Origin of the sequence: Staphylococcus agnetis, from assembly GCF_002901865.1 — a bacterium.
Taxonomy (GTDB): domain Bacteria; phylum Bacillota; class Bacilli; order Staphylococcales; family Staphylococcaceae; genus Staphylococcus; species Staphylococcus agnetis.
Genome location: NZ_PPQF01000017.1, coordinates 37,930 through 61,980, shown reverse-complemented (window position 1 = coordinate 61,980; position 24,051 = coordinate 37,930). Strand labels below are relative to the sequence as shown.

23 protein-coding genes and 1 riboswitch are annotated in these 24,051 nt (G+C 37.2%); of the genes, 10 read left to right on the top strand and 13 right to left on the bottom strand.

Annotation, left to right across the window (positions count from 1 at the left end; translation table 11 throughout):
* Positions 1–144 precede the first annotated feature (144 nt).
* A complete protein-coding gene (gene auxA, locus CD172_RS03465) occupies positions 145–1,485 on the bottom strand; it encodes a lipoteichoic acid stability factor AuxA (protein ID WP_103345495.1) in 1,341 nt (446 codons plus the stop codon).
* 323 nt (positions 1,486–1,808) lie between these two features.
* Between auxA and graF the strand changes: the two genes are divergently transcribed.
* The 4 genes from graF to CD172_RS03450 all read left to right on the top strand — a co-directional run bounded on the left by graF (position 1,809) and on the right by CD172_RS03450 (position 5,192).
* Complete coding sequence (gene graF / locus CD172_RS12860; RefSeq protein ID WP_199787341.1) at positions 1,809–1,940, top strand: glycopeptide resistance-associated protein GraF; 132 nt, start codon at positions 1,809–1,811, stop codon at positions 1,938–1,940.
* 256 nt (positions 1,941–2,196) lie between these two features.
* Positions 2,197–2,297, top strand: a riboswitch (TPP riboswitch).
* 115 nt (positions 2,298–2,412) lie between these two features.
* Positions 2,413–2,997, top strand: a complete 585-nt coding sequence (locus CD172_RS03460) for an ECF transporter S component (RefSeq protein ID WP_037566014.1) — start codon at positions 2,413–2,415, stop codon at positions 2,995–2,997.
* A gap of 12 nt (positions 2,998–3,009) precedes the next feature.
* Entirely contained in the window at positions 3,010–4,404 is a 1,395-nt protein-coding gene (locus CD172_RS03455; RefSeq protein WP_103345494.1) for an ABC transporter ATP-binding protein, read from the top strand.
* The gene (locus tag CD172_RS03450) at positions 4,401–5,192 is read left to right on the top strand and encodes an energy-coupling factor transporter transmembrane component T family protein (protein ID WP_103345493.1); all 792 of its coding nucleotides are present in this window, start codon (positions 4,401–4,403) and stop codon (positions 5,190–5,192) included. Before CD172_RS03455 ends, CD172_RS03450 begins: the two co-directional genes overlap by 4 nt.
* Positions 5,193–5,392: 200 nt before the next feature.
* Here the strand turns inward: CD172_RS03450 and purD are convergent, their stop codons facing one another.
* From purD to purE, 11 genes are read right to left on the bottom strand one after another with little or no spacing between them, the layout of a single operon-like run.
* The gene (gene purD, locus CD172_RS03445; RefSeq protein WP_060550793.1) at positions 5,393–6,637 is read right to left on the bottom strand and encodes a phosphoribosylamine--glycine ligase; all 1,245 of its coding nucleotides are present in this window, start codon (positions 6,635–6,637) and stop codon (positions 5,393–5,395) included.
* A 14-nt stretch (positions 6,638–6,651) separates the two neighbouring features.
* Complete coding sequence (gene purH, locus CD172_RS03440) at positions 6,652–8,130, bottom strand: bifunctional phosphoribosylaminoimidazolecarboxamide formyltransferase/IMP cyclohydrolase (RefSeq protein WP_103345492.1); 1,479 nt, start codon at positions 8,128–8,130, stop codon at positions 6,652–6,654.
* A gap of 12 nt (positions 8,131–8,142) precedes the next feature.
* Positions 8,143–8,709, bottom strand: a complete 567-nt coding sequence (gene purN / locus CD172_RS03435; RefSeq protein ID WP_103345491.1) for a phosphoribosylglycinamide formyltransferase — start codon at positions 8,707–8,709, stop codon at positions 8,143–8,145.
* Positions 8,710–8,711: 2 nt separating this feature from the next.
* Positions 8,712–9,740 carry a phosphoribosylformylglycinamidine cyclo-ligase gene (purM, locus tag CD172_RS03430; RefSeq protein WP_103345490.1) on the bottom strand — a complete coding sequence of 343 codons (1,029 nt, stop codon included), beginning with the start codon at positions 9,738–9,740 and terminating at the stop codon, positions 8,712–8,714.
* A 4-nt stretch (positions 9,741–9,744) separates the two neighbouring features.
* Positions 9,745–11,166 carry an amidophosphoribosyltransferase gene (purF, locus tag CD172_RS03425; protein ID WP_037566258.1) on the bottom strand — a complete coding sequence of 474 codons (1,422 nt, stop codon included), beginning with the start codon at positions 11,164–11,166 and terminating at the stop codon, positions 9,745–9,747.
* Positions 11,145–13,334: a phosphoribosylformylglycinamidine synthase subunit PurL gene (gene purL, locus CD172_RS03420; protein WP_103345489.1), complete on the bottom strand. Its 2,190-nt coding sequence runs from the start codon at positions 13,332–13,334 to the stop codon at positions 11,145–11,147. Before purL ends, purF begins: the two co-directional genes overlap by 22 nt.
* On the bottom strand, positions 13,327–13,998 hold the full coding sequence (gene purQ, locus CD172_RS03415) for a phosphoribosylformylglycinamidine synthase subunit PurQ (RefSeq protein WP_039646367.1): 672 nt from the start codon (positions 13,996–13,998) through the stop codon (positions 13,327–13,329). The genes purL and purQ overlap by 8 nt, the downstream gene beginning before the upstream one ends.
* Positions 13,998–14,267: a phosphoribosylformylglycinamidine synthase subunit PurS gene (gene purS / locus CD172_RS03410; RefSeq protein ID WP_037566003.1), complete on the bottom strand. Its 270-nt coding sequence runs from the start codon at positions 14,265–14,267 to the stop codon at positions 13,998–14,000. Before purS ends, purQ begins: the two co-directional genes overlap by 1 nt.
* 2 nt (positions 14,268–14,269) lie before the next feature.
* On the bottom strand, positions 14,270–14,977 hold the full coding sequence (purC, locus tag CD172_RS03405; protein WP_085622582.1) for a phosphoribosylaminoimidazolesuccinocarboxamide synthase: 708 nt from the start codon (positions 14,975–14,977) through the stop codon (positions 14,270–14,272).
* On the bottom strand, positions 14,974–16,101 hold the full coding sequence (purK, locus tag CD172_RS03400) for a 5-(carboxyamino)imidazole ribonucleotide synthase (RefSeq protein WP_103345488.1): 1,128 nt from the start codon (positions 16,099–16,101) through the stop codon (positions 14,974–14,976). Before purK ends, purC begins: the two co-directional genes overlap by 4 nt.
* Positions 16,088–16,570: a 5-(carboxyamino)imidazole ribonucleotide mutase gene (gene purE / locus CD172_RS03395; protein ID WP_037565999.1), complete on the bottom strand. Its 483-nt coding sequence runs from the start codon at positions 16,568–16,570 to the stop codon at positions 16,088–16,090. The genes purK and purE overlap by 14 nt, the downstream gene beginning before the upstream one ends.
* Positions 16,571–16,780: 210 nt before the next feature.
* On the opposite strand from purE, the gene folD reads away from it, so the two are divergent.
* Positions 16,781–17,638: a bifunctional methylenetetrahydrofolate dehydrogenase/methenyltetrahydrofolate cyclohydrolase FolD gene (folD, locus tag CD172_RS03390; RefSeq protein WP_037565998.1), complete on the top strand. Its 858-nt coding sequence runs from the start codon at positions 16,781–16,783 to the stop codon at positions 17,636–17,638.
* 153 nt (positions 17,639–17,791) lie between these two features.
* On the opposite strand, the gene CD172_RS03385 is transcribed toward folD, so the two are convergent.
* Positions 17,792–18,937 carry a globin domain-containing protein gene (locus CD172_RS03385; RefSeq protein ID WP_060550785.1) on the bottom strand — a complete coding sequence of 382 codons (1,146 nt, stop codon included), beginning with the start codon at positions 18,935–18,937 and terminating at the stop codon, positions 17,792–17,794.
* Between the two features lie 207 nt (positions 18,938–19,144).
* On the opposite strand from CD172_RS03385, the gene CD172_RS03380 reads away from it, so the two are divergent.
* The 5 genes from CD172_RS03380 to qoxD all read left to right on the top strand — a co-directional run bounded on the left by CD172_RS03380 (position 19,145) and on the right by qoxD (position 23,924).
* Positions 19,145–19,483 carry an immunoglobulin-like domain-containing protein gene (locus tag CD172_RS03380; RefSeq protein ID WP_037565995.1) on the top strand — a complete coding sequence of 113 codons (339 nt, stop codon included), beginning with the start codon at positions 19,145–19,147 and terminating at the stop codon, positions 19,481–19,483.
* Between the two features lie 476 nt (positions 19,484–19,959).
* Positions 19,960–21,051 (top strand): cytochrome aa3 quinol oxidase subunit II, encoded by a 1,092-nt coding sequence (gene qoxA / locus CD172_RS03375; protein WP_037565993.1) that lies wholly within the window; start codon positions 19,960–19,962, stop codon positions 21,049–21,051.
* A 2-nt stretch (positions 21,052–21,053) separates the two neighbouring features.
* The gene (qoxB, locus tag CD172_RS03370) at positions 21,054–23,042 is read left to right on the top strand and encodes a cytochrome aa3 quinol oxidase subunit I (RefSeq protein ID WP_060552465.1); all 1,989 of its coding nucleotides are present in this window, start codon (positions 21,054–21,056) and stop codon (positions 23,040–23,042) included.
* Entirely contained in the window at positions 23,032–23,637 is a 606-nt protein-coding gene (gene qoxC, locus CD172_RS03365) for a cytochrome aa3 quinol oxidase subunit III (RefSeq protein ID WP_060550783.1), read from the top strand. Before qoxB ends, qoxC begins: the two co-directional genes overlap by 11 nt.
* Positions 23,634–23,924: a cytochrome aa3 quinol oxidase subunit IV gene (gene qoxD / locus CD172_RS03360; protein WP_037565991.1), complete on the top strand. Its 291-nt coding sequence runs from the start codon at positions 23,634–23,636 to the stop codon at positions 23,922–23,924. Before qoxC ends, qoxD begins: the two co-directional genes overlap by 4 nt.
* Positions 23,925–24,051 lie beyond the last annotated feature (127 nt).

Below are 24,051 nucleotides of genomic sequence, written 5' to 3'. Positions count from 1 at the left end.
GGGATTTTTTAGTATAACTTTTGTTGCCCACCCGCATAGCAGGTGGTTTATTGTTTCGCACGTTTTACGTGCTCAACTGACTGAAGTCATTAATCAAATAAACAGGATGAGACATTTCAGTCTCATCCTGTTTCAACACCCTCATTAAACGTGATTTTCATGATTTTCAATTTTTTCAGGTGACGGTTGGCGTAATTGGAATACAAAAGCCACAATTGCTGGTATTAACATTAAAACTAAAATTGGTGTAATAAAAATAGATAACATCAATCCGTGAATCAAAATTACGATATATTCTGTTAATAACTTGAAGAACAGAATGCTTATCATAAACAATTTTAAGTAATAATGACTACCTTTCATCATATTTGTAACGGATGTCCATATAAATATCGTCACAATTAATAGTAATAAGAATAAGCTTACCCATTCATAAACATATTGTGTTTGTGATAGTTGCCAATCACCTGATAAAAATAATCCATTGCGGTTTTTAAATTCTACTAAAATGAAGAAAAATAACACAACCCCGCACGCAATGGATACGTATTCTCTTTTTAACCATTTAGGTCGATGTAAGAACGATGGAATGTCATCTTCTTCTAACGTTGCCCAACTCAACCATTTGTCTTTAAAGGCTTCACGTTTACGTCTTAGTTTTTCGATATCAATGCTACGACGTGTACGATATGAAAAGTCTTGCGTAAGTTCATTTGTGCGATCTTGGATATCTTTGAAGTGGTATTTTGATTGACCCGCAAAACTATATTTTTTACTACGAGAATAAGGATTTTCTTCTCCTGTGATTTCTTCTTGCGTCATAGGTAATGCTCGACGTAAAAATAAAAAGTTCCAAATCGCCATTTGGCCAAGCAACCATAATATTACGAAAAACGTGTTAATACTTAATACATCTATAGGCGCAACTTGTCGTTCCTCTATCCGACTATAAAGTGCCAGTTGCCCAATGATATAACAAAGACCATAACTTATGATAATCCATAGATAATGTTTTTTACGATTAAACGGATTAAGTTCATCTTTGTACGTGATATATCCAATATGTATTAAGAATGGAAAAACAAAAACAAAAGCTACAATACCGTAAACTTGTGACATGAATATTAACGTTAAGACAAAATAAATAATACCAATTAATAAAAACAGTATTGAAATATCATAATCAAAACGTGTTGTGTTCGTTAGCGTTCTCCCAATAAAAATCATAAAAAGACCAAATAATAAGATGATAATGCCACTCACTAAAGGTATTTCACCAATATAATTACTCATAACGCGAATAATTTCATTAAAAAAGGCCATAATAAAGTCCCACAAGTTCTCAATGTGAATCGCTGGCTTTTTATGTGCACTGAATTGGTGAATAAGTGGAATATTAAGGAAAATAATAACACTTAATAAAATAGAAACTGCACCGATGATGTAACTGTAGATCACTTCGGTGTATTTATTAAACAAAGACATCCGCTTCACCTCACAATTATTATATACGAAGACGCAGTACATGTCTTTATAAAAAACAAATCTCATTCTTAAGATGGAGAGACGTAAAACGTTGTAAATACACGTATTTTTCAGTTTTTATAAAACAATGTTTATCATACTGCTTTCACTATATTTATTTATATTATCTTTTTAAACACGATTAAAACATACTTTATTCATAAGATTAACGCATTTATTTATTATACCAAAAGTTACATTTGTTTGTTACCCTTCTTTAAATGTTTAATAAATAAATATGTGGGAACTCTTAGAAGTAGATAACATAAAAGGAGAGATGTTATATGTCTAAAGAAGAAATCAAAAAAGCAGCAGAAAATGCTAAAGATAAAGAACAAGAATTAAAAGATAAAAAAGCTGATGCTAAAGATGGTGCTGAAAAAACGAAAGATGATATACAAAGCTCTTTTGAATAACGCATCCATTCAATAGCTGTATCTATTCACGGGGTCAGAACGGTTTATGTTCTGACTCCTTTTTTATTAACTGTAGTTTATTTAGATTCTTACACTTATTCGCATATCATTGATTAAATTAGCGTGTCTCAAAATACATTCAATTACCATTCAAACCTTATAACCAGCACTTTTCGTCAACGTTTAATCCACCATTCGATTCCACGCATTGACATTTAGTGACGTCGGGTGTATAGTGACGTTAATCAATTCAATAAACACACACTAGGGGTGTGCAAACTGAGATGAGGTCATCACCTCAAACCCTTTGAACCTGAACTAGATGATACTAGCGTAGGGAAGTGTGAAGATAAACTCTAAATGATTCACAATACGTCTGTTATTTGTGACCTTTCATTTGGTGTTCTATTTACACGCCCACGCACAGTACCTTGTTTAGGTGCTGTGTTTTTGTATATATAGGAGGATGTTTATGCGTTCAAAACGAAAAGGTTTAACATTATCTGACATATTAGTTACAGTGTTAATCTCTGTCATTTTTGCTGTTATTTATAATCTTTGGTGGGTGGCATACTATACCGTTCAACCTCTCGGCTTACATCTTGATCAATTGATGTATGGCATGTGGTTTGCAGCTGCTGTTGTGGCCTACCTTATCATTCCGAAAATGGGGATTGCTTTAATCGCTGAATTTGCAGCAGGTGCAGGAGAAACAATTATTATGGGCCGCTTTGATATTCCTACGATTATTTATGCCCTACTCCAAGGTTTAGCATGTGAAATTGTTTTTGCGATTTTTAAATATCAATCACGTGCATTTATGGTAAGTGTTTTAGCAGGGATGGCAGCAGCCATTATTAGTTTTCCAGTTGATTGGTATTATGGCTATTTAAATGAAGTTGCCGCTTGGAATTTAATTTTACTTATTATATTCCGTTTACTCAGTGGTGCTGTTTTAGCAGGGGTATTTCCTTATTATCTTGTGAAAGCATTAGACAAAACAGGTGTTACCAAACTATTCCGCCCTGCTTCTAAAGAAGATTATGATGCATTATAAGGAGCATTCATCGTGTTAAAAGCTACAAATTTACGTTTAAAATACCCTAATGGTCCTAAAAAAATTTTTGATGGGCTGAACATCGAAATTAAAGAAAAAGAAAAAGTACTTTTACTCGGTCCCTCAGGTTCTGGTAAGAGTACGTTGTTGAATGTCTTAAGTGGCATCGTACCCAACTTAATCGATTTACCTATGAAATATGATGACTTAAAGGTTGCCAAAAATGCTGGAGTTATTTTTCAGGATCCTGATTCTCAATTTTGTATGCCACAGGTGAATGAAGAACTTGCGTTTGTGTTAGAGAACCTTCAAGTCCCCCAAAATGAAATGGATCAAAAAATTTCAAAAGTTTTGGAGCAAGTACAATTAGATGTTCATCCTAAGCATGCGATACATCGATTAAGTGGAGGAATGAAGCAAAAACTAGCGGTTGCAGGCACCCTTTTACAAAAAGCGGATACGTTGTTTTTAGATGAGCCTACAGCCATGTTAGATACTGAAGCAACTGAAAATTTATGGACATTGTTAAAAACGTTATGGGAAGATCAAACAGTATTAATTGTTGAACATAAAGTAGAACATATATGGGATGTTGTCGATCGTGTTATTTTAATGAATCATGACGGAAAAATAATTCAGGATGGAACACCTTCTGACATCCTCACCCATTTTGAAGAGACCTTAACAGATTACGGCGTGTGGCACCCTAGAGCATGGCAAGTCGCTCCACCGGTTGTCCAACACAATACACATTCTAATTTTCGCCTTACTTTTAAAAATGGCATCATCAAACGAGGCAAAAAGCACTTATATTCAGTAGACACTTTTCAAGTGCAATCAGGTGATTGGATTGTAATTACTGGAAAAAACGGAGCAGGCAAGACTACTTTTTTTGAATCACTGATGCAACTCATCCCGTATGAAGGTAGCCTTACATTCAATGACACTCCCATTCGTAAACTTAAAACCGCTTCATGTCATATGTTTTTGGTTTATCAAAATCCTGAGCTTCAATGTTTACAAAATTCAGTTTATGATGAAATTTTCATTAATTTCAAGCATCAAAATGCCGAAGATGCCCATGAAGCAACTGTAGAAATGTTAACATTACTGGATTTAATTCATGTTAAATCTCAACATCCCTTTGAACTTTCAATGGGTCAAAAACGCCGTTTAAGTGTTGCGATTGCGTTAAGTACATCCGCAGATATCATCTTGTTAGATGAACCTACATTTGGGTTAGATAGTCATAATACATTTAAACTTATTGATTTATTTCAACAACGTATTCAACAAGGCCAGGCCATTATAATGAATACGCACGATCCAGAAATCATTCAACGTTATCCCACACATCATTACATCATAGAAAATGGAAAAATGTTTGAAAGTAAGGTGACAACATGATTGAATCTTGGAAGTCATATCGAACATTTATGGATAAAGTCAATATAATAACGAAGTTGTTTCTAGGTATCGCATTATTCGTATTTGTGATTTTCGTACATAATTTTGATACGATGCTATACCTTGTCTCACTCATGTTTCTTTTGACTTTGATACTCAGTGGTGCTAAATTCCGAGTTTTATTTATTTTCATCACACTGAGTACATTGTTTGCCATCAGTTCATCACTTTTTATGATTTTTTACGGTAATGGACATCATGAGCTCTTCAAAATTGGATTTATTCGCATTACGGAAGAAAGTCTCGTTCGTGGGTTGCACTTATCTCTAAGAACGTTGGTCATTAGCTTTTTTGGTTTAGCTATCGCGTTTACGTCGCAAGTTATTATGATTTTTTATAGCTTTATGCAACATCTACGCGTCAAACCTAAAATCGCATATGCATTTATGGCTGCTTTTCGGATGTTACCGTTAATTATGGAATCTTTTATCCAATTGAGACATGCCCTTAAAATGCGTTATCAAATGATTCAAAAATCTCATTATCGTGGTACAAAACGGTTTTATCATATTTTAATACCTTTATTAAGTCAGAACATGCGTAAAGCGCATCGTCTTTCTGTCGCAATGGAAATGAAAGGATTCAAAGATGGACCGCGAACGTATTATTATGATGCGCCTTTTAGTTACCGCGATATATTACTTATCGTTTCTATCATTGGTATCGTACTCTGTGCTTTAATGTTGAGTCATTATATACCGATTACTGGCATTACGGATGTACGATAGGTGCTTTGCGTTTTCACGATCTCGATGATGTGAAAAGGCACACCATTTCCTTTCCTACCTTTCCATCTGCAAAGGAAATAACCCGTTTAAAGAGCCCTTCTCACACTTATTGTGTTTGAAGGGCTCTCATGATATATATCGCTAAATGGTATAACTTATACTTCCAATTATGTGGTGACAAATGATGCAACAAATAAGTCTTATTTTAATGCTTTATTGGCAATATCTTTACGATAAAATAATGCGTCGTTTTCAATTTTAGAAACACGTTGATATGCTAATTCTTGGGCTTTTTGGATCGTATCACCTTCACCTAAAGCAAGAATGACACGCCCGCCACTTGTCACAAAATTTTGTGCCTCATCCTTTTTCAACCCACTTACAAAATAATGCTCTAAATCTTCTTCAAAACCAGTCACGTGATGACCTTTTTCATAAGAAGCAGGATAGCCTTTAGATGCTAACATCACACCCACAACCGATTCAGACTTCCATTTTTGTGAAATAGGCTTTTTGTCTTTTAACTCTAAAATATGTGCCATCAAATCACTTTCAAGACGCGTTAATAACACTTGTGCCTCAGGGTCACCAAAACGTGCATTGAACTCTATCACTTTAGGTCCTTCTTTCGTTAAAATAGCACCAATATATAGAATACCAAAATAATGGTAACCTTCTGCTTTTAACGCTTTAGCAATGGGTTGAGCAATACGATCATTCGTTTGACGTAAAACGTCATCACTAATATGCGGAACGGGACAATACGCACCCATACCACCTGTGTTAGGTCCTTGATCACCATCATAAGCACGCTTATGGTCTTGTGCAATCGTTTCAAATGGAACAGCATAGTCCCCATTCACAAATGTCATGACTGAAAATTCTTCGCCTTCCAAAAAGGCTTCAAATACCACTTTATCATTGTCATTTGGATATAACGTATGCACGGCATCGACGGCCTCTTCACGTGTATGTGCAATGATAACGCCTTTCCCCGCTGCTAAACCATCCTTTTTTAATACCACAGGTAATGCGCACGTATCAACATAGTTTAACGCTTCATTTTTGTCATTAATTTCACGATAGTCTGCCGTTGGAATATCGTATTTTTTCATTAAATTTTTGGCAAACGTTTTAGATCCTTCTATTTGGGCTGCTGCTTGATTTGGCCCAAACACTGAGATGCCTGCCTCAATTAATAAATCTGCTAACCCATCTGTAAGAGGTTGCTCAGGACCAATAATCACCCACTCAATCGCATGATTCTTAGCAAAATCAAGAATGGCATCATGGTTTGTTTCAGCAATTTCTGAATGAATGTTTGCTATAGAAGTCATCGCATCATTACCCGGAATGACATCAATATGTGTAACAAGTTTCGATTGATTTAATTTATGCACAAGCGCATGTTCACGACCGCCACTACCAATAACGAGTATTTTCATTTTTAGTTCCTCCATTAATGTTTAAAATGACGTACACCTGTTGTCACCATAGTGATGCCATAACGGTTTGCCATATCTATAGAATCTTGATCTTTGATGGAGCCACCAGGTTGAATAATTGCTTTGATGCCTGCTTTGGCGGCAAGTTCGACTGTATCGTCCATTGGGAAAAAGCCATCTGAAGCTAAAGCAACTTGGTCATTCATTTCAATGGCTTGACGAATGGCAATGTCTGCTGCACCGACGCGGTTCATCTGACCCGCACCCACACCTACAGTTTGATGGTCATTCGCAAGGACAATCGCGTTACTTTTAACCGCTTTTGCCACTTCCCATCCTAGCAACAATGCGTCCCATTGTGCTTCTGTAGGTTGTACATCCGTAACAACTTTCATCTCTTTGCGCGCCGTTTGTACATCATCTTTATCTTGGACTAAATAACCACCAGATACAGAAACAAACTCTTGTTCACCAAAGATAGGCGCCATATCAATTTGAAGTAAACGAATATTTTTCTTTTGAGACAAGATCTCTAGTGCTTCTTCATCGTATGATGGCGCAATGATTACTTCTAAGAAAATCTCATGTAATTGTTGAGCCAATGCTTTAGTTACTGTTCTATTAAGTGCAACGATACCCCCGAAAATAGATGTCGAATCTGCTTGAAATGCATGTTCGAAAGCTTTTTCGATTGTTGCACCAAGCCCTACTCCACATGGATTCATATGTTTCACCGCAACAGCTGCTGGCTCGTCAAATCGTTTTACAAGTGTTAACGCCGCATCTGCATCTTTAATGTTGTTGTAACTTAGAGGTTTGCCATGATGTTGCACAGCACCTGCTAAAGTATTAGATGCTTCAGAGGTACGTACAAAATATGCGTTTTGTTGTGGGTTTTCACCGTAACGTAATGCTTCTTTATTCTGACTAAAGTGATTAACAATGGCTTGGTCATATTCTGCAGTATGTTGATATACTTTTAACATTAATGATTTACGAAATGCTTCATCTAAAGTATTCGATTTTAAACGCTGTAACACTTCATCGTAATCTTCACTATGCACCACTGTTGTCACGTGCTTAAAGTTTTTTGCCGCTGCACGGAGCATCGTTGGCCCGCCAATATCAATGTTTTCAATGGCATCTGCTTCTGATACATCTGGATTTTCCACTGTCTTTTGGAAAGGATATAAATTGACGACAACCATGTCAATAAGGTCGATATCTTGTGCTTTTAATTGCTCTAAATGTTCTTGTTTGTCACGATCAGCTAAAATCCCGCCGTGAACAGCAGGGTGTAATGTTTTCACACGTCCATCCATTATTTCATCAAAATGCGTTAAATCTGAAACGGAAGCAACAGGTATGCCTGCAGATTCAATAGCGCGTAATGTTCCACCTGTTGAAAATAATGCAAAGCCTTGATCAACAAGTCCTTTAGCAAAATCTTCTATTCCTGTTTTATCTGACACACTTAAAATCGCTTTTTTCATTTAGAAATCTCCTTATCGAATAATCTTTTGAATGACTTCAGGATACAATTCATATTCCAATGCTTTAATGCGTTGCTCAAGATCTGTCACTGCATCATCAGGATATATTGGACATTCTCGCTGCGCAATGACTTCCCCAGTGTCCATGCCAGCATCTACATAATGTACCGTTGTTCCTGTTGTTGTTTCCCTGTTGTTTAACGCCTGTTCTACCGCATGCTTGCCTTTATATTTAGGAAGAAGTGACGGATGTATGTTTAAAATCCGTCCTTCATAAGCATGGAGCAGTGTTTCCCCTATTAATCGCATATAGCCTGCTAACACAATCCATTCAACACCGTCTTTTTGAAGTGAGTCACATAATGTTTCTTCGAAGTGCTGTTTTGAAGAAAACTGCTTCGGATCATATGCATAAATATTGACATGATACTTTTGGGCAAGTGAAACACAAGGTGCGCCTGGTTGATCCGTATATAAACCAGTCATCTCGATATTTTCAAGTTTCCCTCTCTCAATATGCTGCATAATATTATCAAAATTGGTACCTGATCCTGACGCGAAAATGGCTATTTTAACCATTTTTACACCCCCGACAAACGAATCGGTTCAGATGTTTCATCTATATAACCAATCGTATAGGCTTCACAGTTTTCTTGTTTTAATAATTCATGGACGCGTTGCTCATCTTCAGCTGATACCACCATCGTATACCCAATTCCCATGTTGAAAATGTTATACATTTCTGCAGTTTCAATTTGTCCTTGTTGTTGTAACCAATCGAAAATACGTGGCGTCGGGAATGATGTTGTATCAATGACCGCTGTTTTCCCCTCAGGTAAAGCACGTGGAATATTCTCAAAGAAACCTCCACCTGTAATATGTGTCATCGCTTTAATTTTCACTTCTTTTTTTACAGCTAATACTGGACGTACATATAAAGCTGTTGGTTTTAACAAAACGTCTAAGTATGAGGATTCATTTGAAAACGTATCATGAACATTGACACCTGATTCTGCAACCAATTTACGCACTAAGCTGTATCCATTTGAATGGATACCATGTGAGGCCAAACCTATAATGATGTCACCTTTAGCGACCTGACTGCCATCAATATAGTCTTCTTTTTCAACAGCACCAACTGCAAAACCAGCAACATCGTATTCCCCTTCATGATACATGTCACCCATTTCTGCAGTTTCGCCACCTATAAGGGCCATACCTGTTTCCTCACAGCCATCACTAATTCCTTTAACAATGTGTTCAATAACCTCTGGAATCACTTTATTTGTTGCAATGTAATCTAAAAAGTAAAGTGGTTCTGCTCCAGTTGTCAAAATATCATTCGCACACATCGCTACGGCATCTATACCTATCGTGTCATGTCGATCGTAATCAATTGCTAATTTTAATTTCGTACCCACACCATCCGTTCCAGAGACTAATACAGGCGCTTTCATATTCAGTTGTGACAAGTCAAATGTCGCACCAAAACCACCTAGACCGCCTAGTACCTCTTTACGCATAGTACGTTCAACATGGCGTGACATGCGTTTTACCGCTTGATATCCCGCTTCAATATCTACACCAGCTTGCTTATATGATTCAGCCATGACTTTACACTCCTCTACGCTTTAATTCTTTTGCTACCGGTAATTCATGATCTACAATTTCAATTGGATATGCTCCAGTAAAGCATGCATTACATTCGCCTTTAGAACCATATTGTTTAAAGACATCATGCATACCCTCTACAGATAAATACGTCAGTGAGTCTGCACCAATCATGTCTCTAATTTCATCAAGATCATATTGCGCCGCCATTAATTCAGCATGTGTTGATACATCAATACCGTAATAACATGGATTTTTAAGAGGTGGAGATGAAATGCCCATATGCACCTCTTTTGCTCCAGCGGATTTTAACGTCTTTACAATATGTTTGCTTGTCGTGCCACGGACAATAGAATCATCAATCACCACGACACGTTTACCTTCAATGACATCACGAATTGGCGCATGTTTCATTCGAACTTGACGTTCGCGTACTGCTTGATCAGGTGTTATAAATGTGCGTCCGATATAACGATTTTTAAGTAATCCTTGTTCGTTTGGCACACCAGAAGCTTCCGAAAAGCCTTTAGCTGCTTGTAACGATGAATCAGGAACGCCAATTACGATATCTGCTTCAACATCCATTTCGTTCGCTAATTGTCTACCTAAAGCTTTTCTCACTTGATAGATAGAGTGCTTACGAAATTCTGAATCTGGACGTGCGAAGTAAACATATTCCATTGAACACATGCGATGATCGATATCAGACGTGTAATGATCGTAGTCAATATCATCTTCATTTGAAAAAGTAATCAGTTCCCCTGGCTCAATATCACGTATATATTCCGCACCAATCGCCGTAAATGCGCATGTTTCGCTCGCAACACAATACGCACCATCAACTTTACCTAGCATTAATGGGCGCACGCCACGGTGATCTCGTGTTGCGGTCAATTGTTGTTCATTTAAAATGACACAACTGAAAGCCCCTTTCATTTGGTTTAGTGCTGATTTTTGATTTGTTTTAATTGATTTTGAAGTCCCCTTAATCAAAAGATGTGCCAGCACTTCTGAATCACTTGTCGTTTGAAAAATACCGCCTGTAGATTCAATCGCTCTTCGTAATTGAAGTGCATTCGTAAGGTTCCCGTTATGGGCTAATCCTAGATCACCTTTGGAATGTTTAAATAAAAACGGTTGCACATTAGACACTTCGCTAGCACCAGTCGTCGCATAACGTACGTGTCCAATCGCGTGTTTATAGCCTTCAAGAGATTTTAATTGTGCATCCGAAATCGCTTCAGTTAATAATCCCATTCCTCTTGCACCAAAGAGTTGTTCACCATTAGAACATACAATTCCAGCACCTTCTTGACCGCGATGTTGTAAACTGTGTAGTGCAAGGTAAGTTAAGTGTGCTGCATGAGGATGATTCCATATTCCGAAAATACCGCATTCTTCATTTAATCCGCGGATGTCATACATGCCTCAATTGCTCCTTCCCATTCACGCTTAATTTCAGATGTTCGACGTTCAATAGTTGTATCAGAACCTTGAACTTTAAATGCATCTTGATCCGTAAATGTACCAATTTTGATTGCATCTTTCATATTAAATTCTTGTCCTGCTTTTACACTTACAATATAGCGACCTGGTGTTTCACTAAAGAACAGTTCTCGTGAAAACGGTAATACAGCATCAATTCCTAAATCAAAATATGCACTCATTCGAGCTAGCGTAATTAATACGCCACCTTTACCTACTGTTTGAACGTGTGACAATTGACCACTTCGAACGGCTTCACGAATGGCTTCACCACGTGCTGCTTCTTCTGTTAAATCCACATGTTCTGATTCATGATTCACGCGTTGATATAATAGTTTTTCAATTTGGCTACCACCAAAATGCGCCTTCGTATCCCCTACTAAATACAACGTATCGCCTGCTTCTGGCTGGAAATTATTCAAATAATCAATATCCTCAATTAATCCCACCATACCAACTACTGGCGTTGGGAAAATGGAAGACGTACGGGTTTCGTTATATAATGAAACGTTCCCTGAAACCACTGGTGTTTGTAATACATCACATGCTTCTGCCATTCCGCGTGTAGAATCAATTAATTGCTGATAAATTTCTTTTTTCTCAGGTGAACCATAATTTAGGCAATCAGTCATCGCTAAAGGTTTAGCACCCACAGCAATAAGATTACGATATGCCTCAGCAACCACCATTTTGCCACCTTCATATGGATCATTAAAAACATAGCGTGCTTCACCATCGATAGTAGAGGCTACTGCTTTATTCGTCCCTTCAACACGTACAACAGATGCTTGTAAACCTGGTTTTACGATTGTATTTGCACCCACTTGTTGATCATATTGCGAATACAAGTATTGTTTAGACGCGATGGTTGGATGTGTTAATAATTTTGTGAACACATCGTCTGCATCAATGTTTGCATAGTCACGTGTTTCTGGCGTGTATTCAGGTTTTTCTCCCTCTAAAATGTAAACTGGCGCTTCGTCTGCTAATGGTTCAACAGGAATATCTGCATAAACTTCACCTTCATAAGTGAGGACGAAACGATTTGTATTTGTCACTTTACCGATAACCGCGCTGTCTAGTTCATAGTAATCGAATAAATCTAAGAATTTTTGTTCTGTTCCTTTTTCTACTACAAGTAACATACGCTCTTGTGTTTCTGAAAGCATCATTTCATAAGGAGAAATACCATGTTCACGAACTGGCACTTTCTCAAGTTCTAAATGAATACCGCTTCCACCTTTTGCAGCCATTTCAGAAGATGATGATGTTAAACCTGCTGCTCCCATATCTTGGATGCCTACAAGTTCCTTATATTGGATTGCTTCTAATGTTGCTTCCATTAATTTCTTACCAACGAATGGGTCACCAATTTGAACAGATGGACGTTTACTTTCGCTTTCTTCTGTCAATTCTTCCGATGCAAACGTCGCTCCATGAATACCATCACGACCTGTTTTAAGCCCTACGTAAATAACGGAGTTGCCTTCCCCTTTGGCAGTCCCTTTTTGAATCATGTCATGATCAATTACACCTACGCACATTGCATTGACAAGTGGATTACCGTCGTAACGTTCATCAAATTCAATTTCACCAGCTGTCGTTGGGATACCGATACAGTTCCCATAACCACCAATACCTGCAACGACACCACGACATAAACGACGATTTGTTTTCTCACTAAGTTCACCAAAACGTAAACTATTAAGAAGATTAATTGGACGCGCACCTATTGAAACGATGTCACGAATGATACCTCCAACACCTGTCGCAGCACCTTGGTATGGTTCAATCGCTGACGGATGGTTATGTGATTCCACTTTAAAAACGACAGCTTGTTGATCACCGATATCCACAACACCAGCACCTTCACCAGGTCCCATTAACACGTGTTCGCCTGTTGTCGGAAATTGTTTTAAGAATGGTTTAGAATGCTTATATGAGCAATGTTCACTCCACATTACCGAAAAAATGCCTATTTCTGTAAAGTTAGGATCACGACCTAAAATACGTTGAACTTTCTCATATTCTGCATCGCTTAATCCCATATCTTGATATAACTTCTCAACTTTAACCTCTTCTGCAGTAGGTTCTAAAAATTTAGGCATGTTGTTCCCTCCAACTTTTCACCATTGATTCAAATAATTTCACGCCACTATCCGTACCGAGTATTTTTTCCAATGCTCGTTCAGGATGTGGCATCATTCCACACACATTGCCTTCCTTAGATACGATGCCTGCAATATCTTCATATGAACCATTAGGATTATCAGTATACTTCAAAATAATTTGATTATTCTGAACCAAATCGTGATACATAGCTTCAGTACAATAGTAATGACCTTCACCGTGAGCGACTGGATAAACTACTTCCTCTCCTTCTTCATATAAATGTGTAAATGGTGTTGCTGCATTTGTAATCATTAAACGTTCATTACGACTTACAAATAAATGGCTATCATTATGTAGTAAAGCACCTGGAAGTAAGCCAATTTCAGTTAAAATTTGGAATCCGTTACAAACACCGAGTACAGGTTTGCCTTCATCCGCTAAACGTTTCACTTCATTTATAATAGGTGCCACACTTGCTACAGCACCTGAACGTAAATAATCTCCAAATGAGAACCCTCCTGGAATGAGCACCCCGTCAAATCCAGCTAAAGATGTTTCGCGATAGTCTACATACTCAGCCTCTACACCAGATTTAATCGCTGCATTAAACATATCGCGGTCACAGTTAGAACCTGGAAATTTAAGTACCGCAAATTTCATTAGTCATTCTCCTTTTCTGAAGCTTCACCTAAAATCGTATAGTTATACTCTTCAATTACTGTATTAGCGAATAATTTTTCGCTTAATGTAGTGACCACATTATGAATGGCTTCGTCAGTCGCTTCATCAACCGTTAAATACAGTACTTTACCAACACGAATATCATTGACTTGCTTGTAGCCTAAGTCGTGTACCGCACGTGTCAATGCTTGACCTTGCGTATCTAAAACTTGCGGTTGTAACGTAATGTGTAATTCAATATTTTTCATGATTAAAGTGCCTCCAGTTTATTTAAAAATGATTCATACGTTTCAATCAATGAGCCAGTGTCGTTGCGATAAACATCCTTATCAAAGTTCTCACCTGTCACTTTATCCCAAATACGACATGTGTCTGGTGAAATTTCATCTGCTAAGAGTAAGTGACCTTCTCGATCTTTACCAAATTCGATTTTAAAATCTACTAAATCCAATTGAAGCTCATCCATAAGTTGAATTAATGCTTGGTTAACTTGCAATGCTTGTGCTTTTAAACTTTGTATTTCTTCTTCATTGGCAATATGCAGGAGTTGAATATGATCCTCTGTAATTAATGGATCGTTCAATTCATCTTTTTTATAAAAGAATTCAACTAACGGCGCATCAAAACGATGACCATTTTCAAAACCTAAACGTTTCGTAATAGATCCCGCCGCAATGTTTCTTACAACAACTTCTAAAGGTACGATGTCAACAGCTTGTACAAGCTGCTCTGTTTCTGAGATGCGACGAATGAAATGACTTTTCACACCATGCTGTGCGATATATTCAAAAATAGCTGCTGTAATGCGGTTATTTAAACGACCTTTACCAGACATTTCATCTTTCTTTGCACCATTTCCAGCTGTTACTTCATCTTTATATTCGATACGTAATACATGTGGTTCGTCCGTTTCATATACACGTTTGGCTTTGCCTTCATATAATAATGCGTGTTTCATGATTTTCTCCCTTCAAAATATGCGACAAGATTTTGTTCAGTAGCTTCAATTTGCTCTGTTAATTGAGTTAAATGGCCCATTTTTCTTAAAGGTTTTCGTGACGTTTTACCATAAATATGCACGTGCCATTCTGGATGTAAGTTAAATTCATCTTCGAGTAAATCTAAATCTTTGCCTAGTAAATTCATCATCACTGCAGGTTTTAAGAGTTCAATATTTTCTGGAAGCGTTTGACCCGTTACAGCCATAATATGCGTATCAAATTGTGAATAGTCACACGCTTCAATAGAATAGTGGCCTGAGTTATGTGGTCTAGGTGCTATTTCATTCACAAATAGTTGATGATTATCATCCACAAAAAATTCTACGGTGAACGTACCTACAAAATGGATAGCCTTCATAATCTTTTTGACTTCTTCACGTGCGAATACTTCATGGTCATCTCTCGCAGGTACGATGGTTTTAAACAAAATTTGATTGCGATGTTCGTTTTCTTGAAGTGGGAAGAATACGACACTACCATCTACTCCTCTTGTAACAGTTAATGAGACTTCCCTTTTTAAATTTAAATATTGTTCAGCGACACATTCTTGTTGTGCAATTAATGTTTTGGCTTCGTCAAAGGCTACATCAGAATTTACTAATACTTGACCCTTACCGTCATAACCACCAAAGCGTGTTTTCACGATGAATGGATAACCGAGTCGTTGACCAGCCTCTTTTAAATCATCTTCAGAAGTAATTTGTAAAAACGGTACAACATGTGCCCCGGCTTTAGAGATAGATTGTTTTTCAATAAGACGATCTTGCAATAATTGAATTGCTTCATATCCTTGAGGAACATTAAAACGTGTCGTTAACTTTTTTAGTTGTTCAGCATTAATATTCTCAAACTCGTACGTGATTACATCTGATTGTTCACCTAATTCGTTTAATGCAGCTTCGTCATCATATGCAGCATGAATAAATTGATGTGCAACGTGCTTAGTTGGGCATGCATTGTCAGGATCCAGAACAATAACGCGATAGCCCATCTTTTGCGCAGATTGTGCCATCATTTTTCCAAGTTGTCCTCCACCAATAATGCCTATCGTTGCTCCAAATTTGAGTTTATTGTAAGTCATTTTGCATATCCTCCACTTTTTCAACGAGTGATTGTTCGTAGGCGCAAAGTTGACGTTGAATCGATTCATCTGTTGTTCCTAATATACGCGCAGCAAGTATGCCTGCATTTTTAGCACCTGCTTTACCAATTGCAGTGGTAGCAACTGGAATACCTCCGGGCATTTGAACGATAGATAATAATGAATCCAGACCCTTCAAACTTTTAGATTCAATCGGTACACCGATGACCGGTAATGTAGTCATAGATGCAACCATACCTGGTAAATGCGCCGCCCCTCCAGCTCCTGCAATAATCGCACGATATCCGTTTTCATACGCATGTGTTGCAAAGTCCACCATCATGTGTGGCGTACGATGTGCAGAAACAACTTTCTTATCGTACGGAATATTAAAATATTCCAGCATGTCACATGCTTCTTTCATAATTTGCCAGTCTGATGAACTTCCCATTATGACCGCAATTTTCACTATGAACACCCTTTCAATCATTTGAAATACCAAACCAATTAGTTGTATATTACAGGTATAGCATAACAATGTGACATGCTTTTTTCAATGCAAAAATCGAACTTTATTACATATTTTCGTTAAATATTTCGGTTTTTAACCGTTAAAACTTAATGAAATCAATGAATGTACGTAAAAAGTTCGAACTATTCAAAGGGAGGATTTAGAATTATGAGTGCAAAAATTTTAGATGGTAAGCAAATCGCAAAGGACTACCGCCAAGGTTTGCAAGATGAGGTTGAAGTTTTAAAACAAAAAGGGTACACACCAAAGTTGTCAGTGATTCTCGTTGGTAATGATGGAGCGAGTCAAAGTTATGTACGTTCAAAAAAGAAAGCTGCTGAGAAAATCGGCATGATTTCCGAAGTGATTCATCTTGATGAAGCTACTTCTGAAGCTGACGTTTTAAAAGAACTTGACCGTTTAAACAATGATGACACAGTAAGTGGTATTTTAGTGCAAGTTCCCCTTCCTAAACAAGTAGATGAACAAAAGGTATTGGATGCGATTGACCCTGATAAAGATGTTGACGGTTTCCACCCAATCAATATTGGTCGTTTATACTTAGACGAGGCAAAATTGATTCCTTGTACACCACTTGGTGTGATGGAATTATTAAAACATGCTGATATTGATTTAGAAGGCAAAAATGCAGTTGTGATTGGACGTAGTCACATCGTAGGTCAACCTGTATCTAAATTATTAATTCAACAAAATGCTACAGTGACAATTCTTCATTCTCGTAGCCAAAATATACATGAACATTTAAAAAATGCAGATGTAATTGTCAGCGCTGTAGGACGCCCTGGAATGGTGAAAAAAGAAGACGTTAAAGAAGGTGCTGTCGTAATCGACGTTGGTAACACACCTGATGAAAATGGCAAATTAAAAGGTGACGTTGAATACGACGAAGTATCAGAAGTTGCTGGTGCCATCACACCTGTACCTGGTGGTGTTGGTCCAATGACGATTACAATGGTACTCAACAATACCTTAATCGCTGAAAAAATGCGTCGCGGTTTAGAATAATCACTTATAAGTAAACGTATTTACGAATAACTAACATAAATAATGATTAGGGACAACCTCTCATAAATAAAGGCCTTCAACTTATGCATATTGCATGTTGAAGGCCTTTTAATAGGTTCATAATTAGGTTAGGTTCTCAATTAATCTTATCTGTTATACATTTACACTTAATCGAGGAACGAATGTTTCAAAGTAAATGTTATCTTCGTTGAAGTTTAACGTTTTAAGTTCTTTAATCATTGATTGCAAGAATGGTGTACCACCACAAATGTACACTTGTGTATCATCAGTTAAATATTGCTTTAATTCTTCAGCTTGTAAGTAGCCTTCTTGATCACGTAAATGATTATGCACGTGAGCATCAGTACCTTGAGCTGTAATGTTATCAATCTCATCCTTAAATGCAACATCCGCTTCAGAAGCTGCAACGTTAATGAATTGTGCTTTAGGTGCTTGTTGAACCGCTTGACGATACATAGAAACTAGAGGTGTAACCCCTACGCCACTACCTAAGAATAATTGTGGTTTGTCTGTATTGTGTAATTGGAAGCCACCTACTGGCGCAGATAAGTTAATGTCATCACCTTCATTAAACTCATCATGGAGCACAGTTGACACTTCACCTTCATGGCCATCTCCAACTTCACGACGCACACCGAATGTTAAGAAGTTTTTATTGCCATCAATAATTGAGTAATGACGTTTTGCACGGTAAGGAAGCTTTTCACTTTCTACATCGACCGTAATGTATTGGCCAGGAATAAATTGACTTAAATCTATTTCATCAGAAACAACTGTAAATGCTTTAATATTATGTGTAATTTGTTCAATCTTTTCAATTTTAAAAGGTTTGAAACCTTCCCAAGCCATATGTGCATAAATATCTTTTTCAACCGAAATAAATGCATCTGCAATATCACCGTATGCTTTCCCCCATGTTTGTATAATAGGGTGATCTGCATCTAATCCTGTTACTTCTTGAATCGCTGCAAGTAAATTTTCACCTACAATTGGATAATGTTCTGGACGTACATCTAACGCACAGTGCTTATACGCAATCTCTTTTACAATAGGTAAAATAGGTGTTAAATCTTCAATATTGACTGCTGCAGCTAAAACAGATTGCGCTAATGCTGTAGACTGAAACCCTTTCTTTTGGTTCGTTTGGTTGAACATATTTCGCAACTCAGGGTGTTGATTGAACATTCTGCCATAAAACTTTGATGTAATTTCTGTACCTTTTTCTTGTAAAACAGGTACAGTTTCTAAAATAATACCTTTTTCTTCTTGTGTTAACATTACAACCACTCCTGTAAAAAAATTTCACTCATAAAGATACCGCCACTTACATTATATTCCCTATTCATATGTAGCATAAGCACGCATTAAGTGACGTATCTATGACATTTACATTATTTTAAAAATTTTAGTTCTAAAGTTTGATGTTTTAGGCTTCAAGAAACAGGTATAATGAACGTGTATTGAATCTTATGGAGGCTATAGCCAATGAACCAAAAATTACTACATTCATTATCTGCGTTAGGCGTATCAGCTACACTCGTTACACCTAATCTTAATGCTGAAGCGACTACAAACCATGTTCCTTCTATTAAAGGAACGTCAAATACTAAAATCACGCTTGGTACACACTACAATCCCCTCGAAGGTGTTAAAGCTTATGACGCCGAGGATGGCGACCTCACTGATCAAATTAAAGTAAACGGTCATATTGATACATCAAAAGCAGGTACATATCAATTAGAATATAAAGTTGCAGATTCTGATGGTGCAATCGAAACAACACACCGTGTCATAGAAGTTATTGATGCACCAGCTGCTGATTAAATCGTATTTTTTTCATGAAAGTTTGTTTGTGCGATGTTATGCAAATATAATTTCATCCATAACATCGCTTCTTTCATATTGATACGATTTCGGGTAATGTTTCTACACCCCTCATTCCTATTGAGAAGCATTTGCCCTTATCTACCTCTTATTGTACGCGTTTACACTCCTAAAAATAAATCGGTATTTTCCCTACAATCAACATTCAATTTCCCCTTCTTTAATATGAAAATATAATTTCAAAACGTTAAAAAAAGCCTATTATAGTAGGTTTTTAAGCGAATTCCTATAAAGATAACACATTTCACAAAATGTACACATTATTTTCATAAAGGCGCTAACCCTTGTCAGTGTTAGAGTCGCAAGGCCTCCAACAAATTAATTTAGACAAATTTCTAAAAAGGCTCTTGTAAATATCACATATTATTTTAAAATTAATGTAAGCCCTACAATTGTAGTATTAGGAGGTCAAAAAAGTGTCAAAATTAAAGTCTTTGCTTCTTGCATTCGGAACACTGATTTTGCTTACGGGCTGTTCTGATGTAGAAGTTTTAAACGCAAAAGGGCCAATGGCGAGTGACCAAAGATTTTTAATCATCTATTCAATTATCTTTATGGTTGCCATTGTTGCTGTCGTACTTATTTTATTTGCTATTTTCACATTTAAATATCGTTACAACAAAACGAGTGAATCTGGCAAGGTACATCATAGTGTGTTACTTGAGTCTATTTGGTTTATCATTCCTGTAGTTATCTTAATTGCATTAATGATTCCAACAGTTAAGTCACTTTATGAATATGAAGAACCACCAAAAGCTAAAGATGAACCAATGGTCATTTATGCAGTGAGTGGTGGTTACAAATGGTTCTTCGCATATCCAGAAGAAAAAATTGAAACGGTTAACCACATTACAATTCCAACTAACCGTCCTGTCACATTCAAGCTTCAAGCTATGGATACTATGACAAGTTTCTGGGTACCTCAACTTGGGGGCCAAAAATATGCCATGACTGGTATGACAATGCAATGGACGTACCAAGCTAATGAAGAAGGTACTTACCGTGGCCGTAACTCGAACTTTAATGGTGAAGGCTTCTCTCGCCACACATTTAATGTTCGTGCAGTTAGTCAAAGCGATTATGACAAATGGGTAAAAGAAGCTAAATCTAAAAAAGAAATCGATCAAGATACTTTTGATAAACAACTTCTACCTATCACACCAAACAAAGAATTAACATTTAGTGGAACGCATATGGCATTCGTGGATCCTGCAGCTGATCCTGAATACATTTTTTATGCTTACAAACGTTTTAACTACACACCTAAAGATCCAAACTTCTATGATGATAAAGAAGGCGTTCTAAGCGAACCTAATAAGCCAGCACGTAAACCACAAATCTCAAATCCAAACTATGAACGTCATGGTATGAAAGCTGTTATTTTAGGTAATAGCGATCCATACGATAATGAGTTCATTAAAAAAGAAAAGCACAACATGGATGAAATGGAATCTATGCATAAAGGTGCTAAAACAGAATCAAACGATAAAAGTGGAGGTGGACATTAATGATGGACTTTCCATGGCATGAGCTTATCGTAAATGGGAACTGGATGATCACAATGGCTCAAATTGGTGCACCATTCTTAGTAATTGGTGTCATCGCTGCCCTAACATACTTTAAGCTTTGGGGATACTTATACAAGGAATGGTTCATGTCAGTCGACCACAAGAAAATTGGTTTAATGTACTTGATTTGTGCTGTTTTAATGTTTGTACGTGGTGGTATAGATGCTATCCTTTTACGTATTCAATTAACAGTACCGAACAATCCATTCTTAGAATCAAATCACTATAATGAAATCTTCACAACGCACGGTGTTATCATGATTATCTTCATGGCGATGCCACTTGTAATTGGTTTAATGAACATTATCATTCCATTACAAATAGGTGCGCGTGACGTTGCATTCCCACTTCTTAACAACATTAGTTTCTGGTTGTTCGTTGCCGGTATGCTACTATTCAACATTTCATTTATTATCGGTGGTTCACCTGCTGCAGGTTGGACTAACTATGCACCACTTGCTGGTGAATTCAGTCCTGGACCTGGGGTTAACTACTATTTAATTGCTATCCAAATCTCTGGTATTGGTACTTTAGCAACGGGTATTAACTTCTTTGTTACAATCATTAAACTTAAAACGCCAAGTATGACGTTCATGCAAATGCCAATGTTTGTTGTTACAACATTCATCACAATGTTAATCATCATCTTAGCATTCCCTGTATTAACAGTAGCACTTGCATTAATGACTGTAGACAGAGTCTTTGACTTTTCATTCTTTACCGTTGCAGGCGGCGGTATGCCAATGCTTTGGGCGAACTTCTTCTGGGTATGGGGGCACCCTGAGGTATACATCTTAGTATTGCCAGCATTTGGTATCTACTCTGAAATCATTCCAACGTTTGCGCGTAAACGTTTGTTCGGTCACCAAAGTATGGTGTGGGCAACAGCTGGTATCGCATTTTTGAGTTTCATCGTTTGGGTTCACCATTTCTACACAATGGGTAATGGTGCATTAGTGAACTCATTCTTCTCAATCACTACAATGTTGATTGCTGTACCTACAGGTGTAAAAATCTTCAACTGGTTATTTACACTTTACCAAGGTCGTATTACATTTGAATCACCAATGCTATTCTCATTAGCATTTATTCCTAACTTTACAATTGGTGGGGTTACAGGTGTTATGCTTGCAATGGCATCTGCTGACTTCCAATATCACAACACATACTTCTTAGTGGCACACTTCCACTATACAATTGTTGCTGGTGTTGTATTTGCATGTTTTGCAGCTATGATTTTCTGGTATCCAAAAGCAATGGGATACAAATTATTCGAGAAACCAAACAAATGGTTCTTCTGGATCTTTATGATTGGTTTCAACGTGACATTCTTACCTCAATTCGTTTTAGGTTTAGATGGTATGCCACGTCGTTTATACAAATATTTACCAGAAGATGGTTGGTTCTTACTTAACGTTATTTCTTCAATTGGTGCAGCAATGATGTCTATCGCATTCTTGATTTTTGTTGGTAACATCGTATACAGTCACTTAAAAGCACCACGTGAAGCTACTGGCGACAACTGGGGCGGCTTAGGTCGTGGACTTGAATGGTCTACAGCTTCTGCAATCCCACCACATTACAACTTTGCGAAAACACCTCATTGGGATGACTTAGATTCATTCGTTGAGATGAAAGCACAAGGTCGTCATTATTTAGATGATCACGATTACAAAGATATTCATATGCCAAATAACACGCATATTGGTTTCTGGATGGGTATCCTATTCTTTATCGGTGGATTCTTCTTAGTATTCGAAACAATCTTACCTGCTATCTTAAGTTTATTAGGTATTTTTGGTTTAATGATTTGGAGAAGTTTCCAACAAGATCATGGTTATTACATCCCTGCAAGTGAAGTTGCAGAAAACGAAGCGCGCTTAAGAAGAGCACGCCAAAAAGAAAGGGAGGCTATGAATCATGAGTCATAAGGTTGATACTATTGATGCACGTACGCATGAAGGTGAATTAAATAAACTCGGTTTCTGGATCTTCCTTACAGCTGAATTTGCCCTTTTTGGTACACTTTTCGCAACACTGTTAACGCTACAACATGGTGGCGGATACGGTGGCATGATGACTACAGATTTATTCGAGTTACCGCTTGTTTTAATTATGACATTCTTGCTTTTAGCAAGTTCTTATACATGTGGGATTGCAATTTACTACATGCGTAAAGAAAAGAAAACATTATTTATGGTCTGGATGGCGATTACAGTACTTCTTGGTGTAGGATTCGTTGGATTTGAGATTTTTGAATTCGCGCACTACGCACATGAAGGTGCAGTACCGCAAGCAGGATCATATTGGTCTAGTTTCTTCTTACTATTAGGAACACACGGTGCTCACGTTACACTAGGTATCTTCTGGATAATCTGTTTATTAATTCAAGTTGCAATGCGCGGACTTAATAAATACAATGCACCTAAAATTTTCATTGTAAGTTTATACTGGCATTTCTTAGATGTTGTATGGATCTTCATCTTCACTGCCGTATACATGATAGGGATGGTGTTTAGCGGATGAGTACAGTAGTCAAACATACAATAGGCTTTATTGCCTCAATCATTCTAACGTTACTAGCAGTTTTCGTAACTCTTTACACATCATTGTCTTTTGAAGCAAAAGTAACTATCATATTTGGATTTGCTTTTATCCAAGCATTTTTACAACTCTTAATGTTCATGCACTTAACTGAAGGTAAAGATGGACGCGTACAACTTGCAAAAGTTATCTTCGCAATCATCATTACATTATGTATCGTTATTGGTACATTCTGGGTTATGCAAGGTGGACACGGTTCTCACTTATAAAATAAAAGCATATAAAAAGAGGCTTACACATTGGTGTAGGCCTCTTTTCTTTGGAATAGGTTATATTAGATAATGCTTAATCATGAGTGCTAAGTCCATTCCCCCTATTTTAAAGCGCATTATAAGA